Annotated in this window: 16 protein-coding genes; 7 read left to right on the forward strand and 9 right to left on the reverse strand. The window is 71.8% G+C overall.

Going from position 1 to position 17,015, the window contains the following annotated elements; genetic code table 11:
* Positions 1–636 (reverse strand): aldo/keto reductase (locus VMR86_22590; GenBank protein HTO09857.1); only part of this gene is annotated, 636 nt, incomplete at its 3' end.
* Positions 637–660: 24 nt separating this feature from the next.
* Between VMR86_22590 and VMR86_22595 the strand changes: the two genes are divergently transcribed.
* Entirely contained in the window at positions 661–1,542 is an 882-nt protein-coding gene (locus VMR86_22595; protein HTO09858.1) for a TauD/TfdA family dioxygenase, read from the forward strand.
* Position 1,543: 1 nt separating this feature from the next.
* Here VMR86_22595 and VMR86_22600 read toward each other — a convergent pair whose 3' ends face one another.
* Positions 1,544–2,233: a YdcF family protein gene (locus VMR86_22600; protein ID HTO09859.1), complete on the reverse strand. Its 690-nt coding sequence runs from the start codon at positions 2,231–2,233 to the stop codon at positions 1,544–1,546.
* Between the two features lie 53 nt (positions 2,234–2,286).
* On the opposite strand from VMR86_22600, the gene VMR86_22605 reads away from it, so the two are divergent.
* Positions 2,287–2,991: a DUF2071 domain-containing protein gene (locus VMR86_22605; protein ID HTO09860.1), complete on the forward strand. Its 705-nt coding sequence runs from the start codon at positions 2,287–2,289 to the stop codon at positions 2,989–2,991.
* Positions 2,992–2,997: 6 nt separating this feature from the next.
* Here VMR86_22605 and VMR86_22610 read toward each other — a convergent pair whose 3' ends face one another.
* The 3 genes from VMR86_22610 to VMR86_22620 form a co-directional block, all read right to left on the reverse strand.
* On the reverse strand, positions 2,998–3,810 hold the full coding sequence (locus VMR86_22610) for a hypothetical protein (GenBank protein HTO09861.1): 813 nt from the start codon (positions 3,808–3,810) through the stop codon (positions 2,998–3,000).
* A gap of 117 nt (positions 3,811–3,927) precedes the next feature.
* Positions 3,928–4,329, reverse strand: coding sequence for an SRPBCC family protein (locus VMR86_22615; protein HTO09862.1), 402 nt, complete (start codon positions 4,327–4,329; stop codon positions 3,928–3,930).
* Between the two features lie 64 nt (positions 4,330–4,393).
* Positions 4,394–5,095, reverse strand: coding sequence for an amino acid racemase (locus VMR86_22620; protein HTO09863.1), 702 nt, complete (start codon positions 5,093–5,095; stop codon positions 4,394–4,396).
* Positions 5,096–5,179: 84 nt separating this feature from the next.
* On the opposite strand from VMR86_22620, the gene VMR86_22625 reads away from it, so the two are divergent.
* The 3 genes from VMR86_22625 to VMR86_22635 are packed head-to-tail and all read left to right on the forward strand — an operon-like array spanning position 5,180 to position 11,263.
* On the forward strand, positions 5,180–8,176 hold the full coding sequence (locus VMR86_22625) for an ELWxxDGT repeat protein (GenBank protein ID HTO09864.1): 2,997 nt from the start codon (positions 5,180–5,182) through the stop codon (positions 8,174–8,176).
* A gap of 22 nt (positions 8,177–8,198) precedes the next feature.
* Positions 8,199–9,971: a hypothetical protein gene (locus tag VMR86_22630; protein HTO09865.1), complete on the forward strand. Its 1,773-nt coding sequence runs from the start codon at positions 8,199–8,201 to the stop codon at positions 9,969–9,971.
* Positions 9,972–10,006: 35 nt separating this feature from the next.
* Positions 10,007–11,263, forward strand: a complete 1,257-nt coding sequence (locus VMR86_22635; protein HTO09866.1) for a cytochrome P450 — start codon at positions 10,007–10,009, stop codon at positions 11,261–11,263.
* A gap of 4 nt (positions 11,264–11,267) precedes the next feature.
* On the opposite strand, the gene VMR86_22640 is transcribed toward VMR86_22635, so the two are convergent.
* The 3 genes from VMR86_22640 to VMR86_22650 are packed head-to-tail and all read right to left on the reverse strand — an operon-like array spanning position 11,268 to position 14,607.
* Positions 11,268–12,116: an alpha/beta hydrolase gene (locus tag VMR86_22640; protein HTO09867.1), complete on the reverse strand. Its 849-nt coding sequence runs from the start codon at positions 12,114–12,116 to the stop codon at positions 11,268–11,270.
* Entirely contained in the window at positions 12,113–12,997 is an 885-nt protein-coding gene (locus VMR86_22645) for a 5'-3' exonuclease H3TH domain-containing protein (protein ID HTO09868.1), read from the reverse strand. Before VMR86_22645 ends, VMR86_22640 begins: the two co-directional genes overlap by 4 nt.
* Positions 12,994–14,607, reverse strand: coding sequence for a L,D-transpeptidase family protein (locus VMR86_22650; GenBank protein HTO09869.1), 1,614 nt, complete (start codon positions 14,605–14,607; stop codon positions 12,994–12,996). Before VMR86_22650 ends, VMR86_22645 begins: the two co-directional genes overlap by 4 nt.
* A gap of 30 nt (positions 14,608–14,637) precedes the next feature.
* On the opposite strand from VMR86_22650, the gene VMR86_22655 reads away from it, so the two are divergent.
* Together VMR86_22655 and VMR86_22660 are read left to right on the forward strand one after the other, a co-directional pair.
* Positions 14,638–15,627, forward strand: coding sequence for a D-Ala-D-Ala carboxypeptidase family metallohydrolase (locus VMR86_22655; GenBank protein HTO09870.1), 990 nt, complete (start codon positions 14,638–14,640; stop codon positions 15,625–15,627).
* A gap of 167 nt (positions 15,628–15,794) precedes the next feature.
* The gene (locus VMR86_22660; GenBank protein ID HTO09871.1) at positions 15,795–16,259 is read left to right on the forward strand and encodes a nuclear transport factor 2 family protein; all 465 of its coding nucleotides are present in this window, start codon (positions 15,795–15,797) and stop codon (positions 16,257–16,259) included.
* 5 nt (positions 16,260–16,264) lie between these two features.
* Here VMR86_22660 and VMR86_22665 read toward each other — a convergent pair.
* Positions 16,265–17,015: glucose 1-dehydrogenase (locus VMR86_22665; GenBank protein ID HTO09872.1), on the reverse strand; the 751-nt coding region annotated here is incomplete at its 5' end.

The raw sequence follows: 17,015 nt of genomic DNA on the forward strand, positions 1-17,015 counted from the left end.
GGTGAGGAAGCCGCGTCCGAGCGGGCTGTAGGCCACGAAGCCGATGCCGAGCTCCCGGCAGGCGCCGAGGATCGCGTCCTCGGGATCGCGGCTCCACAGCGAGTACTCGGTCTGCAGCGCGGCGATCGGGTGGACCGCGCAAGCGCGGCGCAGTGTCTCGACGCCGGCTTCGGAGAGGCCCAGGTGGCGCACTTTGCCCTGCCTGACGAGGTCGGACATGGCACCGATGGTGTCTTCGATCGGCAGCGACGGGTCGACGCGGTGCTGGTAGTACAGGTCGATGTGGTCGACGCCCAGCCGGCGCAGGCTCGCGTCACACGCCTGGCGCACGTACTCGGGCCGGCCGCTGACGCCGCGCGCCTGCGGGTTCTTCGGGTCGCGTACGATGCCGAACTTGGTCGCCAGCACGACGCGCCCGCGCCTCCCCCTGAGAGCGCGGCCGAGCAGCTCCTCGTTCTTGTACGGGCCGTACACGTCGGCCGTGTCGAGGAAGTCGATGCCGAGCTCGAGCGCGCGGTCGATCGTGGCGAGCGACTCGGCGTCGTCGGTGGCGCCGTAGAACTCGGACATGCCCATGCAGCCCAGACCCTGTGACGAAACAGTGAGTCCGGACCTGCCCAGCTTGCGTCGTTGCATGGCCGCAAGGTACACCACGGCCCCATGGACGTGCAGGAGCCCGCGGGCTTCGCAGTGACCTCGGTGACGGGCGTTGGTCCCGGCGACGGCGCGAGCACGGCCCAGGCTCTGCGCGCGCTGCTCGCGCGCCGCGCCGTCGTGCGGCTCTGCATGGAGCGCCCGCTCGCCGACGACGAGCTGCAGGCGGTCGCGCGCTTGTTCGGCGCGATCAAGGACCCCGTCGGGCGCACACGCGACGGCGGCACGTTGCGCTACGCCGAGCGCCGGCAGGTGATCGACTCCGGCTACGTGATCCCCGACGAAGAGCGCGCGCGGCGCGCGGGCACCGCAACAGGCGGGCTCGACGACCGCCGGCCGGGCCTGTTCGAGACCTGGCACGTCGACGACACCTACACCGAGGAGCCCGCCGCTGCGACGGTGCTGCACGCACGAGCGCTGCCGCCCAGCGGCGGCGGACCCACCTGCTTCATCGACATGCGGGCGGCGCTCGAGTCACTCGACCCGGCCACGCGCCGGCGCATCGAGACCCTGCGCGCGGTGTACCACCACAACAACGAAGACGCGTTCCCGCCGCGGCGCGCCGCGCGCGGCCCGGCCGACGTGCTGGTCGAAGTGACCCATCCGCTGGTGCGCACGCACCCGCTGGCGCGCACGCGCTCGCTGTTCGTCGACCTCGACCGCGCCAAGCACGTCGAGGGCCTGCCGGTGGCCGAGGGCCGCGCGCTCCTGCGCGAGCTCCAGGACCACGCCGAGTCGCGCGGCCCCAAGTGCGAGCACGACTGGAGCTCCCACGACGTGCTGGTCTGGGACAACGTCTCGGTCCAGCACAAGGCCGGCGGCAACTTCAAGTTCGGCGAGCCGCGCCGCTTCTGGCGCTACATGATCGCGGGCACGCGCCCGGAGTGAGTCAGTAGCCCTCGCCCCACTTCTCGCCGCTCGAGCCGGGCGGCCCGGGGTGGAAGAACAGCTCGGTCCAGGTCCAGCTGATCGCCTCGGAGAGCACGTCCTTGGCGCCCAGGCTGGTGCGCCACCAGGCGTCGGGGTCGTAGCCGCGCGGCCGGGTCGCGATGATCCCTACGCGGACCTGCGGCCCGAACGCCATCCGGTGCACGAGCCAGGAGCGCCGGCAGTGCACGCCCGAGGAGACCACGTCCAGGGCGTCGGAGCGCAGCTCGGAGTGCGCGAGCCACTCGCGCAGCATGACCGCGTTCAGGAACGAGCGCTCCTGCGCGGACGCCGGGGCGGAGACCGCGACCACGACGTCGGCCGGCATGCCGTGACTCACGAGGTAGCTGCGGGCGCGGTCGGCGTAGGAGCGCGGCTCGGGCTCGAACTCGGTGATCGGCCCGCCCGTGGTGATCACGTGCGCGTAGCCGCCGGCGCGCCAGATCTCGAGCGCTTGATCGAGCTGGTCGGCCGGCATCCAGCCCTCGACCACGAGCAGGTGCGCATCGGCCCGGTGAGTCACCGCCAGGAAGGGATAGACCTCACGCAGCGCAACGACCCCGACTCCCGCACAGATGAGAAACAACAGGAGCCAGCCCCACAGCGTGGGCAGCCAGATCGGGCGGCGGCGAAAAAGACTGGGGCGCTGCACGGGCCGGGAGGGTACGCTGACTCGAGATGCTCCGCCTTCCAGCGATCCGCGGCGTGATCGATCGGCGAATCCTGGTGAACTTTCGGGTCACACCCGCCGCGCTGCGCCCGCTCCTCCCCGCACCGTTCCGGCCCAAGCTGGTGCGGGGCTCGGCGATCGCCGGGGTGTGTCTGATCCGGCTTTGCGAGGTGCGCCCGCGATTCGTGCCGCGCGCGTTCGGTCTGCGCTCCGAGAATGCGGCCCACCGCGTCGCGGTCGAATGGGACGCCGACGGGGCCGTTCGCGAGGGCGTGTACATCCCCCGACGAGACACTTCCTCGCGCTTCAACGTCGCCGTGGGCGGGCGCATCTTTCCGGGCGAGCACCATCCCGCCGAGTTCCGGGTCGAAGAGTCGGACGAGCGGCTCTCGGTCGCGCTGCAGAGCGCGGACGGACTGACCCGGGTCCGGGTCGAGGCCCGGGTGGCGGGGGCGCTGCCCGCGAGCTCGGTCTTCGGCTCACTCGACGAGGCCTCGCGCTTCTTCGCAGGCGGGTCGCTGGGCTACTCGGCCACCCGGCGCGCCGGCGTCTACGACGGCCTCGAGCTGCGCAGCTTCGGCTGGGCGGTCGAGCCGCTCGAAGTGACCGGGGTCGAGTCGACGTTCTTCGGCGACCAGACGCGCTTTCCGCCGGGAAGCGTGCAGTTCGACTGCGCCTTGCTGATGCGCCGGATCGCCCACGAGTGGCACGCGCATCCACAGCTCGTCGCCCCTGGCTGAGCCGGGTCAGCGGTCGCGGTGCTTCCAGCGCTTGCGCGAGTATGTCTGCTGGCACACGCCCGCCGAGCAGGTGCCGGCGCTGCCCGAGCTCGAGGTGACACACGACGAGCCGTCGGGGTGGAGCTGCACCACGCAGCCCGCCGAGAGGTCACAGAACGAGTCGTAGCAGGGACCGGAGTCGAGCGGACACTGCAGCGCCGCGCCCGACACGCACACGTTGCCGCTGCAGCGCTCGGCGCCGTCGCAGGCCTGGCCGTCGGAGCACTGCGCGTCGCTGCCGCAGGCGAAGCCGCTGCACTTGCCGCCGCGACACACGTCGTAGGGCGTGCTCGCGTTCCCGTCGTCGCAGGCCGTCTCGTCGGGGAGCGCCGAGCCCGCCTGACACGTGTACGCGACGCAGTGGCGCGGACCCGCGCAGGCGTCGGCGGGCGCTGCGCAGTCGGCGTCCGCCTCGCACTCGTGCTGCACCGGCGGCGGCGCTGCCGGCGGCACCTCGGCCACCACGCGGACCTCGTTCGAGAATGCGGACTCCGTGCCCGAGGCGTCGTACGACTTCAGGGACACGTAGACGTCGGAGAACTCCTCGATGCCCGCCAACGCCCAGGTCGCGACTCCGCTCGCGTCGACCGGCGGCACGAAGTTGATGTCGTCCCGGAAGTCCGCATAGGCGCGCGAGGCCGCCGCGAGATACACGTGGAAGCCGACCACGCGGGAATCGACCGGCGGCTTGAACGCGAGCGCCACGGTGCGCAGCTGCGCGAGCGCCGCACCGGGAACGAGGATCACCGCGACCACGATCGGGAGGACGAGCTTTCGCATCGCCTGCCCGCATCGGCGCCCAGCGCCGGACGGCGCGTGACCGGAGCCACGCGCACGGCGTGATGCGCTTCACGAGCGCGGCGTGCGATCGATCACAAGCGTGCGCGCCAGCGCGCCTCAGCTCGCGTCCTTCTCGAGTGTCTCCTGGATGGCGGCCATGCCTTGGTCGATCATGGCCGCGATCACGGGCGCCGCCTCGTCGGGCAAGAGGTCGGCGATCCAGACGAAGCGGCAGGCCGACGGGCCGTCGGGAAGCACCTGCGCCGACGCGCTGTGGTGACTGAGCCCGTCCGTGCGCGCCGACCACGCCACGCGCCGCGCCGACTCGTCGACGTCGACGATCAGCTCGCGCACGACCATGCCGTTGGCGAAGGTCACGATGCGCGCACCCGCTTCGAGCCGCGTGTCGCTCACGAAGCCGCGCGCCAAGCGCGTGTGCAGCGCGCCCACGTCGCGCAGCGCCGCCCACGCGGCCTCGGGCTGGGTCTTGATGCGAGCTTCCCTGCGGATCGATGCCATGGGGGTTCCTCCTTCGCGCGAGAACCTAGGAAGGAGTCGGCCGCGAAACTTGGAGAAAGTTGCGTCAGTCCTGCCCCAGGGCCTCCCGCAGCGCCGCCCGTGCCAGGATGCGCGTCGAGTCCAGCACGGGCAGGGAGGAGTCGGCGTCGGAGACCAGCAGCGGAATCTCCGTGCAGCCCAGCACCACCGCGTCGCAGCCGCGCTGGCCGAGTGACTCGATCAGCTCGCAGAAGTAGCGGCGCGAGCCCGCGTCGAAGCGCCCGCACACCAGCTCGTCGAAGATCACCGCGTTGGCGCGCGCTCGCTCGGCCGGCTCGGGGATCTCGCACGCGATGCCGTGTGCAGCGAGCTTCTCGCGGTAGACCGCACCTTCCATGAGATGGCGCGTGCCGAGCACGCCCAGGCGCCGGAGCCCGCGCGCGCGGGCCGCGGCCGCGACCTCTTCCGCGATGTGCAGCCAGGGCGCCGGCGCGCGCTCGCGCACCCGGTCGAGCGCCTGGTGCAGCGTGTTGTCGGGGCAGACGAGCAGCTCCGCGCCGCCCCGGACCAGGATCCCGGCCGACTCGAGCAAGAGCTCCCCGGCCTCGTCCCACCGGTCGCGCGCGATCAGCGCCATGTAGCGCGCGAGCGGGAACGTGTGAACGCTGACCTCGGGGTGGTCGTGCGGCCCGAGCACGGCGGCGCCTTCTGCGCAGATCGTCCGGTAACACAGCGCCGCGCCTTCCGCGCTCACCGCAACGATCCCGATGTGCTTGGTCCCGCTCACCTTTCGTCTCCTTCTCGATTCCGAAAACGGGCCTTTCAAAAAAAGCCCACCCGTGGGCTTTGCTCTGCGACAATACCCGGGCGTATGTCGAGGCTGCTCCGCTGCTGCTCCTGCCTCCTGCTCGCGCTCGCCCTGCCGCTCGTCGCGCGTGCCCAGGGCCAGCCCTACCTCGTGAAGGACATCAACGCGACCCTGTCGCAGGCCGGCTCCAACCCGGTCGAGGTCACCCGCTTCCAGGGCTTCCTGTACTTCATCGCCACGCCGTTCTCCGAGAACGAGCTGTGGCGCACCGACGGCTCCGCGGCCGGCACGTTCCGGGTCAAGAGACTCGGCGTCGCTGGCACGAACAACGCAGGCTCGCTGGCAGCACTGAGTGGCAGCACGCTGCTCTTCACCGCGAGTGACTCGTCGACCGGCCGCGAGCTGTGGCGGAGCGACGGTACCGCGGCCGGCACGATGCGCATCGCGGACTTCAACCCGGGGCCGGCCGACTCGGTCGAAGGCCGCTTCACGGTCATGAACGGCGTGGCGTACTACGTGGGCATCGACGCCAGCGGCGGCCGCGAGCTGTGGAGGAGCGACGGCACGGCGGCGGGCACGGCGCGCGTGAAGGACATCAACCCGGGCCCGGGTGACTCGAGCCCGCTGGGCCTGATCGCGGTCGGGAACACCCTGTTCTTCTCGGCCAACGACGGCACGAGCGGCACCGAGCTGTGGACGAGCGACGGCACGGGCGCCGGGACCGTGCGCGTGAAGGACATCAACCCGGGCAGCGCGAGCTCCATGCCGCTGTTCATTCCGGTCGCGGTCGGCAACCTGATCTACTTCTCCGCCAACGACGGCACGTCGGGCTTCGAGCCCTGGAAGAGCGACGGCACGACGGCCGGCACGGTGCGCATCAGTGACGTCGCCTCGGGCTCCGCGTCGTCGTCTCCCTCGAACTTCATGCCCGTGGGGAGCACGGTGTTCTTCTCGGCGAACGACGGCGTGAACGGCGTCGAGCTGTGGAAGACCGACGGCACGACCTCGTCGCTGGTCGCGAACATCATGGCGGGCTCGGCCAGCTCGAACCCCACGCTGTACGTCGCGCTGAACGGCGTCTTGTATTTCACCGCCATGACCACCGCCTCGGGCCGCGAGCCATGGCGCAGCGATGGCACGGCCGCCGGCACGACCATGATCAAGGACATCAACCCCGGCTCCGCGAGCGGGATCTCCGCGGGCTCGGGCTTCACGGCGATCGGGAGTCACTTGTTCTTCGCGGCCAACGACGGCACGTCGGGCAGCGAGCCGTGGTCGAGCGACGGCACGTCCGCGGGCACCGTGCGCCTGGCCGACATCTTCGCCGGGGCGACGGGCTCGTCCGCGGGACCGTTCGTGGGGTCACAGTTCGGTGTCGCCTACTTCGCGGCGACCGACGAGGCGATCGGCCGCGAGCTGTGGGCGAGCGACGGCACGCCCGGCGGCACCGGGCTCGTGAAGGACCTCACCACCGGCACGGGCAGCTCGGTCGCCGCGACGCCGATCGTCGACCTCGGCGGCACCGCGTATCTCGCCGCGAGCGACGGCGTGAACGGCACCGAGCTGTGGAAGAGCGACGGCACCGCCGGCGGCACCACGCTCGTGAAGGACATCCGGCCGGGTGCGGTCGGCTCGAACCCCAACACGCTCTTCCCGCTGAACGGCCAGGTCTTCTTCCAGGCCGACGACGGCACCAACGGCGCCGAGCTGTGGAAGAGCAACGGCACCAGCGCCGGCACGGTGATGGTGAAAAACATCGCCTCGGGCGCGACGGCCTCGAACGCGGTGCCGATCGGCAGCCTGGGCAACACGCTCCTGTTCACCGCCAACGACAACAGCGGCAACGGCTCCACGCTCTGGAAGAGCGACGGGACGAGCGGCGGCACGAGTCAGATCTCGACCGTGAATCCGTTCACGAGGGGCGTGGTGCTCGGCAGTAACTTCTACTTCCTGGGCGTGCAGGACCCGAACCAGGGAGCCGAGCTGTTCAAGACCAACGGCTCGAGCGCGTCGATGGTGGTCGACCTGAACCCCGACATCGGCAGCGGCTTCTCCATGGGCGCCTCGATCGCCGTGGTGGGCGGGGCGCTCTTGTTCTCGGGCGACGACGGAGTCACCGGCGACGAGCTCTACCGCAGCGATGGCAGCTCGGGCGGCACGGCGCTCGTGAAGGACATCAACGACGGGGGCGGCAGCTCCTCGCCGCAGAACTTCGCGCTGGTGAACGGCGTGCTGTTCTTCTCGGCCGACGACGGCGACAACGGCTTCGAGCTGTGGAAGAGCGACGGCAGCGCGGCCGGCACGGTGCTGGTGAAGGACATCCAGGCCGGGCCGACCGGCAGCGCACCGAGCCAGCTCACGGCGCTGGGCAGCACGCTGGTCTTCACCGCGAACGACGGAGTGAGTGGCGTCGAGCTGTGGAAGAGCGACGGCACCGCCGCCGGCACGGGGCTCGTGAGAGACTTCGCGCCCGGCGGCGCGAGCTCGTCGCCGCTGATCCTCAAGGCAGCGAACGGGCTGCTCTACTTCGCCGTGAACGACGGCACCACGGGCAACGAGCTGTGGCGCACCGACGGCACGAGCGGCGGCACCGTGCAGGTGCGTGACATCGTGCCCGGGATCGGCTCGTCGTCGCCGAGTCAGATGTCGCAAGTGGGTACGAGCCTGTTCTTCGCGGCCGGCACCGAGGCCCGGGGCGTCGAGCCGTGGCTGCTGCCGGCCACGGAGCCCGCCGACACCGACGGTGACGGGCTGAGCAACCCGGCCGAAGCGGGCCTGGGCACCAACCCGAACCTCGCGGACACGGACGGCGACGGTCTCAGCGACGGCGCAGAGGTGCTCACGTACCATACCAACCCGCTGCTGGCGGACAGCGACGGCGACGGCGTGAGTGACTCCGTCGAGATCAGCTACGGGACCGATCCGCTCGAGCCGACCTCGACCCCGATCGTGCACGCGCCGGGGGTCCCGGCGCTCCCGGGCCCGTGGGCGGCGGTGCTCGCGGCCTTGCTCGCCGGGGCCGCTGCGGCCGGCGCGCGCCGGCGCGCCCCCACGAGCTGATCACGGGCTAGACTCGCCGCGCGTGAGTCGACGCGAGACTCTGATCCGCTGGGCGCCGCTCGCCCTGGTGCTGCTCGGGGCGGCGGCGTACGCCAACGCGCTCGGCGGGCCGTTCGTGCTCGACGACCTCGGGTCGATCCGCGACAACCCGCACGTGCGCGCGCTCTGGCCGCCGTCGCACTGGCTCTCGCTCGAGCCGCAGAGCTCGCTTTCCGGGCGGCCGCTGGTGACTCTGTCCATGGCCCTGTGCTGGGCGGCGGCCGGCCTCGACGTGCGCGCGTACCACGCGCTGAACGTGGCGCTCCACCTGGCGAACGCCGTGCTCCTGCTCGGCCTGCTGCGGGCGACGCTCGGCCCGCGGGCCGCGTTCGCGGGCGCGCTGCTCTGGATGCTGCACCCGCTCGCCACCGAGTCGGTCGACTACGTCACGCAGCGCACGGAGCTGCTGCTGGGCACCTGCTATCTCGGCACCCTGCTCGCGGCGTCGCGCGGGTGGCGCGTGACCGCCGTGGCCTGCTGCGCGCTCGGCATGCTGTGCAAGGAGTCCATGGTCACTGCGCCCGTGGCCGTGGCGCTGTGGCTGTACGCGTACCGCCACGGCAGCGCGCGCGAGCTGTTCGCGCGCGAGCGCGGCTTCCTGGCGGCGCTCGCCGCCACGTGGGGGGTGCTCGGCGCCCTGCTCGTGCTCGCGCCGCGCTCGGCGAGCGCGGGCTTTGCCTTGCCAGTGACTCCGCTCGAATACGCGCAGCACCAGCTCGTGGCCGTGGCGCACTACCTGAAGCTCGTGGTCTGGCCGCAGCCGCTCGCGATCTACTACGGACCCGTGGGGCCGGTCGAGCCGCGGGCCGTGCTCGCGGGCGGGCTCGTGGTGGGCGCCGCCGCGCTGGCGGCGCTCGCGTTGTTCGTGCGCGCGCCCCGGCTCGGCACGCCGGCCGTGCTGTTCTTCCTCTTGCTGGCGCCGACCTCGAGCTTCGTGCCGATCGCCACCGAGGTCGCGGCGGAGCGGCGCATGTATCTGCCGCTCGCGGCGCTCGTGTCGCTGGCGGTGTGTCTCGTCGCGCGCCTGCCCACGCCCCGGTGGCTCGCTGCCGTCGCCGTCGCGGGCCTCGCCCTCGTGGCGGGAATCATGACTCGCGCGCGCAACGACGACTACGCGAGTGCGGTCGCGCTCTGGCAGAGCCAGGTGGCCGCGATGCCCGAGCTTCCGCACGGCTTCGTGAACCTGGGCCTCGCCTGGGCCGAAGCCGGCGAGCTCCGCGCCGCCGCCGGCGCCTACGGCCGCGCGCTCGAGCTCGCGCCGAACGACGTCCGCGCGCACTACGACCTGGCGCTCGCGCTCGCCGGCCTGGGCGACGCCGACGGCGCGGGCAGTCACTTCGCGCGCGCGGTCGAGATCGAGCCGCGCTTCGAGCAAGGTCAGCTCGCCCTCGCGCGCTCCCGCAGCGACGCCGGCGACACGGCAGGGGCGAGGGCGGCATTGCGGCGCGCCCTCCTGGCGACACCCGACTCGCCCGCGCTACACGCAGAGCTCGCGCAGCTTCTCGTGCAATCCGACGATCCGAACGAGAGCGCCGAGGCGTTGCTCCACGCGCGCCGCGCTGCCGCCGAGACCGCCGGACGTGACCCTGCGATCCTGCATACGCTCGCGGCGGCGGAATGGGCGGCGGGCCTGCGTGCCGACGCCGTGCGCACGCAGGAGCGCGCGCTCGCGCTCGCGCAGGACGAAGCCAGCGACATCGCGCCCCAGCTCGCCGAGCAGCTCGCGCGCTACCGGGCCGCGCTCACCGCACGCTGAGCGCGCACGCGGTATGCTCCGTTCGGGAGGATCCCATGGCCGCCGGCGCCCCCAGCCTCGAAGGACTGTCGCTCGAAAAGCTCGACGTCATCTCGCCCGCGTACTACGAGACGAACGGGTATCCGCACGCGGAGTGGACGTACCTGCGCAAGCATGCGCCGGTGCACCGCTTCACGGGCGACGCGTTCGATCCGTTCTACGCGATCGTGAAGCACGCCGACATCGTCGAGATCGGCAAGAACCCGACCGACTTCATCATCGAGCCGCGGCTCGCGGTGTTCACGCGCGACATTCCGCCCGAGCAGGTGAAGCTGAAGCACCTGCTCACGCTGGACCCGCCCGAGCACCGCAGCTTCCGCGCGGTGACTGCCAAGCAGTTCACGCCGCGCGTGACCCAGCACTGGGCGCCGAAGGTGGACCGCATCACGCGCCAGATCCTCGACGAGGCCGGCGAGCTGGGCACCTGTGACTTCGTGCAGGACGTCGCGGCGCCGATCACGATCGCGGTGATCGCCGAGATGCTCGGCGTGCCCGGCGAGGACTGGAGACTGCTCTTCAAGTGGACCAACGAGACGATCGCGCCCGAAGATCCCGAGTTCCAGCAGGGCCGCACCACCGAAGAGACGATCATGTCGGCGCGCGCGGAGCTGTTCAAATACTTCAGTGCGCTGTCCGAGTCGCGGCGCAAGAACCCCAAGGACGACATCGTGTCGGTCGTGGCCACCGGCAAGGTCGACGGCAAGCTGCTCGAGCCGTTCGACCTCCTGTCCTACTACTTGTTGCTCGTGGTCGCCGGCAACGAGACCACGCGCAACGCCATGACCGGCGGCATGCTCGCGTTCAACGAGAACCCCGGTGAGTGGCGGCGCCTGGTCGCGAACCCGGACCTGATCGACTCCGCGGTGGAAGAGGTCGTGCGCTGGACCACCCCCGTGATCCAGTTCACGCGCGAGGCCACGCGCGACATCACGCTGCGCGGGGTGAAGATCGCCAAGGGCGAGTCGGTGTGTCTCTTCTACGCCTCGGGCAACCGCGACGAGGAGATCTTCGACGAGCCGTTCCGCTTCCGCATCGACCGGAACCCGAACGACCACGTGGGCTTCGGCCGCGGCGAGCACGTGTGTCTGGGCGCGCACCTGGCGCGGCTCGAGCTGCGCACGGTGTTCGACCAGATCCGCGAGCGGCTCGAGTCGTTCGAGCGCACCGGCAAGGAGGAGCGCGTGCGCTCGTCGTTCGTGGGCGGGATCAAGCGCGCGCCGATCCGCTGGAAGCTGCGGCCCGCCAAGGACTGAGCTCCTAGCCGCGCGCGAGGTGCCGGAGCAGGAGCGGCGCGAACGCGTCGGGCGCCTGGTCGGTCACGAAGTGACCTACCCCGGGCAGCTCGACGAACTCGTACGGTGCGTCGACGAAGCCTCGGGTCGCCTCTGCGGCGGGCCGGCCGACGGTGGCATCGGCGTCGCCCCAGACGTAGAGCGTGGGCACCTTCACCGGCGGAACGCTCGCGGCGGCGAGTCCCGCGCTGCCGGCCGCGCGGTACCAGTGGATCGCGGCATCGAGCGCGGGGCGCTGGCCCAGCGTCGCGAGATACACGTCGACGTCGCCCGGGGGAACGCCCTGGGCGGCGAGCGCGGCGCGCAGGCGCGCCGCCCCGTTCTCGAGCAAGAGGTCGGTCGCTTCGGCGCGCTGGAAGGCGCGGTGGTGGCGCGAGCGGTTCGCCTGCTCCGGGTCGGCCGACATGGCGCGGGCGAACGCGGCCGGATGCGGGCGCGACAGCACGGCCAGCGTGCGCACGCGCTCGGGATGTTGCGCCGCGGTGAGCCAGGCGAGCTGGCCGCCCCAGTCGTGACCCACCAGGTGGAAGCGCGCCGCGCCCAGTGAGTCGGCGACCGCCAGCGCGTCGGCGATCAAGTTCTCGGTCCGGTAGGCGTCGATGCCTTCGGGCCGCGCGCCGGCGGAGTAGCCGCGCTGGTCGGGCGCGCAGGCCCGGAAGCCCGCGGCGGCGAGCGCGCGCAGCTCCGCGCGCCAGGTGTGCCGCGTCTGCGGGTAGCCGTGCAAGAGGAGCACCGGGTCGCCGCCCGGCGGACCCGCCAGGTCGGCGGTGAAGCGCAGTCCGTTCGCCGCGAGTGACACGGTCTCCACGCTCATTGCGTCCTCCAGCGCCGTACGCGCCCGGGGAAGTCGTCGAAGCCGATGCGCGCGCAGAAGTCGCGCAGCTCCTTGCGCGCGCCGCGCCACTCGAGGTCGGCGAGTGACTCGCGCAGCGGCACGTCGCTGCGCAGGGTCGCGAGCTTCTTGTACAGGAGCGCTTCGCCGCGGCGCTCGGCCAGCGTGGCCGCGAGCCGCTCCGCCCCGCGCACGTTCACGCCCCAGTCCGCCGCCGCGGCGGGGATCGCCTCGATCGTCGGCCAGCGCGCCAACACCGCGGCGGCGGAACGCTCGCCCCAGCCGGGCAGGCCGGGGTAGCCGTCGGCCGAGTCACCCACCAGCGCGAGCCAGTCGGGGATCGAGCGCGGCGCGACCCCGTACTTGGCGCGCACCGCGTCCTCGTCGAGCACGAGCTTGCGGCGCCGGTCGAGCATGACCACCTCGCGCCCGCGCACGCACTGCGCGAGATCCTTGTCGGGCGTGGCGATCAGCACCTGACTCGCGTCGGGCGCGAAACGCGCGGCACCGGTCGCGAGCGCGTCGTCGGCCTCGAACTCGACCATGGGCCAGACCACGAGCCCGAGCGCCGTCATGGCCTCCTCGACCAGCGGGAACTGGGCGAGCAGCGTGGGCTCGACGCCCTCTTCGGTCTTGTAGCCCGCGAACAGATCGTTGCGGAACGAGCGGATCACCTGGTCGGTGGCGCACGCCACGTGAGTCGCGCCCTCCTGCTGCACGAGATACAGCAAGGTCGACAGCACGCCGCGCGTGGCGCCGACCTCGCGGCCGTCGGGCGACCTTGCCGGCGGCACCGCGAAGTAGGCCCGGAACAGCTCGTAGGTCGCGTCGACCAGGTGCACGGCCGGGCCCTTTGGGTTCACGACGGCGGCTCCGCGCGCGGCCGGATGCGGAACGGCTCCGACAGGCCCGCGGCCAGCTTCGCGTCGCGGCCGTACAGGTCGCGGCGGAGCTGCAGCGTGCCCGCTTCGTCGACCCACGCGGTCCAGTACAGGAGCAGCACGGGCATGCGTTTCTCGAGCGTGACCGTGCGCGTCTTGCCCGCGGCGATCGCCGCGTCGATCGCGGCCCGGTCCCAGCCCTTCTGGCCGTCCAGCAAGAGCGCCGCGAGCTCGAGCGGCTTCTCCACCCGGATGCAGCCCGAGCTGAAGGCGCGGTCGCTCTTGTCGAACAGGTTCTTGCTGGGTGTGTCGTGCAGATACACCGAGTGACTGTTCGGGAACATGAACTTCACGCGGCCCAGGGCGTTGCTGGGCCCGGCAGGCTGGCGCAGCATGTAGCGGAAGTTGCGCGGCGTGGTGTTCGCCCAGTCGATCGAGCTCGCGGGCACCACGTTGCCCTTCATGTCGACCACCTCGAGCCCCTTGCGGGCGAGCGTCCCGCGGTCGCGCCGCTGCGCCGGCAATATGTCGTGCGCGAAGATTCCGGGAGGGACGGTCCAGGTGGGGTTCAACACCAGGTAGGTCATCTCGGCGCGGAAGATGGGCGTGGAGCGGTAGGGCTTGCCGACCTGCGCGCGCGCGCGCCAGACGATCGCGCCGTCGCGCACGAGATAAACGCCGAAGCCGGCTACGTTCACCAGCACGAACTCGTGCGGCAGGTCGTGCAGCAGCCAGCGCCCGCGCTCCAGGTTCACTCGCAGCTGGGACAGTCGCGCGGCGACCGGAACGTTCAGCTCGGCCAGCGTGCCCGCGCCCACGGCGCCGTCGGGGTCGAGGCCGTGGCGCTCCTGGAAGGCTTTCACCGCGGCTTCGAGCGCGGGGTCGAACGTGTCGCCGGCGCTCGCGCCGGCCGCGTCCGAGTCACCCTCGGCCGCGAGCCGCGCGCGCAACGCGTGGACGCGCGCATCGCTGACTCCGGGCTTCAGCGCCGCGCCGGCCGGGATCGGCTTCCAGCCGCCCGCGGCCGCGCGCTCGCGCTCGCGTGCGTAGGCCGCCTTGAGCTGGCGATACAGCTCGAGCTGCGGCTTCTCGCGCTCGATGCGCGCGTCGACCTCGCCGGAGTCGATCACCTGCTGCACGAACGCGATCGGGTCACTCTCGGGGAGCTGGCGGCTGAAGTTCCAGTTCGGGTCGAACGTGGTCGGGTCCACCTTGCCCAGCAGCAGGTGGTAGAGCAGGCGCACGAGCGCCTCGCTCTGCAGGAGGTCGCGATCGATGCCCGCGGGCGCCTGCGCGAGCGCGGAGCGCAGATAATCCTCGGGATCGAGGCCGTCGGCCTCGATCGCCTCGATCGCGCGCGCGAGCTGCTCCGATGCCGCAGGCGTCCACTCGGGCGCGAAGTCGTGCCGCTCGTAGAGCCGAGCCACGAAGCTCGAAGCGGCGAGGCGAACGCCGCCGACCCGCGTCTCGGGATCGGCCTGGATCTGCTCGATCCGCTCGCGCAAGCGCTCGCGATCGTCGTCGGGTGACTGCGCGCCCGCGGGCAGCGCGAGCGCGAGGGCCAGGACGAGCACGAGGCGAATGCGCGACATGGGCGCCACGGTCTACTAGGTTGCCTCCGGATGCAAGTGATGCGGCGACTCACCGTCCTCATCCTGCTGGCGTCGGCGCTCGCCGCACCCGCAGCGCGCGCAAGTGCCAGCCCACCGGACGGCGCGCGCTTCTGGGAGCCGAGCGAAGCGCGCGCGCGCTTCGCGCTGCGGCACGGCGAGGGCTCGTCGCGCCTGCGCGTCGCGCTGGCGACGGTGCTGCCGCGCGGGAAGCTCGAGCTTTCTGCGCTCGACCGCGCGGGCGCGCCGGTCGCGGTCGAGGTCACGGGCGCGCGCGGACTCACCCGCAACGCCGGCGGCTCCTGGACGCTGACCGCGCCGGCCCGCCCCGGCCTCTTGCACCTGCGCGTGGCGAGCGCCGACGCGCAGGACGAGGTCGCGCTGGTGGTGTTCGTGCTCGTGCCGCGCGCGCGCGTCGCGCGCGGGCGGCTCAACGGCTACGAGATCGGCAACTACCCGCCGCCGAGCATCGTGCAGGGCAGCCTCATGACCCCGCCGGCCGGCTTCATCGAGGCGACCGAGGCGAACGCGGACACGCCGGTCTCGCCGCACTTCCGGCTGGGTCAGTTCCTGTGCAAGCAGGACGGCGGCTTCCCGAAGTATCTCCTGCTCGACCCGCTTCTCGTCGCCAAGCTCGAGGCCCTGCTCGACGCGCTGCGCCAGCGCGGCATCGCCGCCGACTCGCTCGAGATCATGAGCGGCTACCGCACGCCCTGGTACAACCGCAAGCTCGGCAACAAGACCTCGTTCAGCCGGCACCTGTGGGGCCAGGCGGCCGACGTGTTCGTCGACCGCGCGCCCCGCGATGGCCGCATGGACGACCTCGACGGGAACGGAGTCAGCGACGCGCGCGACTCCGCCTTCCTGTTCGCGATCGCCGACGAGCTCGACCGCGCGCCGCCCGAGGACTGGCGGGTAGGCGGCGCGAGCTCCTACGACTCGACCGAGTCACACGGTCCGTTCCTGCACGTCGACGTGCGCGGCCGGGCGGCGCGCTGGTGAGTCAGTAGCGCGCCGAGTGCTCCAGGAAGCGCGCAGCAGCCTCCCGGCCTTCACGTGCGCGATGTTGCGCCGCGCCATCCGGACGAGCTCTGCCCGGCTCGTGCCGCTCATCTCAGCCGTTTGAGCGATACTCGAAGCACCGGCTCGACCGGGGAGGATGCAGCGGAATGGACCGATCGATCGCAGCGAAGCTCGCAGACGAGCTCGCGATCCGCGCGTTGGTCGCGCGCTACTGCCACGGGATCGCCGAGCGTGACGACGAGGCGTGGGCAGACACCTGGGCTACCGACGCGGAGTGGCAGCTCATGGGCCAGGACCTGCGCGGCCGCGACGCGATCCTGGCCTTCTATCAGAAGGTCGTGGCGGGCGCGCGCTGGGTGGTGCAGGTCGCCACGGACGGCCTGATCGAGCTGGCCGGCGACGAGGCCACCGGTCGCTGGCAAATCACCGAGACGATCCAGCTCAAAGACCGCCGCGCGCTGCTCAACATCGGCCGCTACCGCGATCGCTACCGCCGTGACCGGGACGGCGCGTGGCGTTTCGCGCGCCGCGAGTTCCGCTTCAGTTACTCCGGGCCGCCGGACTACTCGGCCGAGTCATACCCGCCGGAAGGCTGGAAGCGAGACTCCTAGGGCGTTTACTGCGCGGTTAGTCCTCCGTCGACGGTGAACTCGGCGCCGGTCACGTACTTGGACTCGTCGGAGGCCAGATAGAGCACGCACTCCGCAACGTCCTGGGGCTCACCTATGCGGCCCAGCGGCACGGAGCCGGGGCTCAGCCGCACGCTCGCCGGGTCGGTCGCGCCGCTCGCCTTCGCCTGCATGTTGGTCCAGATGAAGCCCGGGTGGACTGAGTTGCAGCGGATCCCGTCCCGGCTGAGCTCGAGCGCGATCGCCTTCGTGGCGATGCGGACACCGCCCTTCGAGGCGCCGTAGGCGACGCATGTGCGCAAGCCGATCATCCCTGCGATCGACGACAGGTTCACGATCGAGCCGCCGCCCGACCGCCGCAGAGCCGCAGCCGCGTACTTGCAGCCCAGGAAGACGCTGGTCAGATTCACCTCGAGCTGGCGGTTCCAGTCTGCGAGTGAGAGCTCCTCGAGCGGCTTCAACACCGCGATGCCGGCGTTGTTGACCAGCACGTCGAGCCGCCCGAACGCCTCGAGTGTGCGCGCGACCGTCTCCTGCCAGCCCGCCTCGCGCGTCACGTCGTGGCGCAGTGCCAGCGCCTCGCCACCGGCCGCGCAGATCGCGTCGGCGCACTCACGGACGCCGGCCTCGTCGATGTCGGTCACGACGACGCGCGCGCCCTCGCGCGCGAGCGTCGTCGCGATCGCGCGCCCCAGGCCCGGGTTCGACGCGGCGCCGGTGACGATGGCCACCTTGCCC

It is taken from the genome of Myxococcota bacterium (assembly GCA_035498015.1).
Taxonomy (GTDB): Bacteria; Myxococcota_A; UBA9160; order SZUA-336; family SZUA-336; genus VGRW01.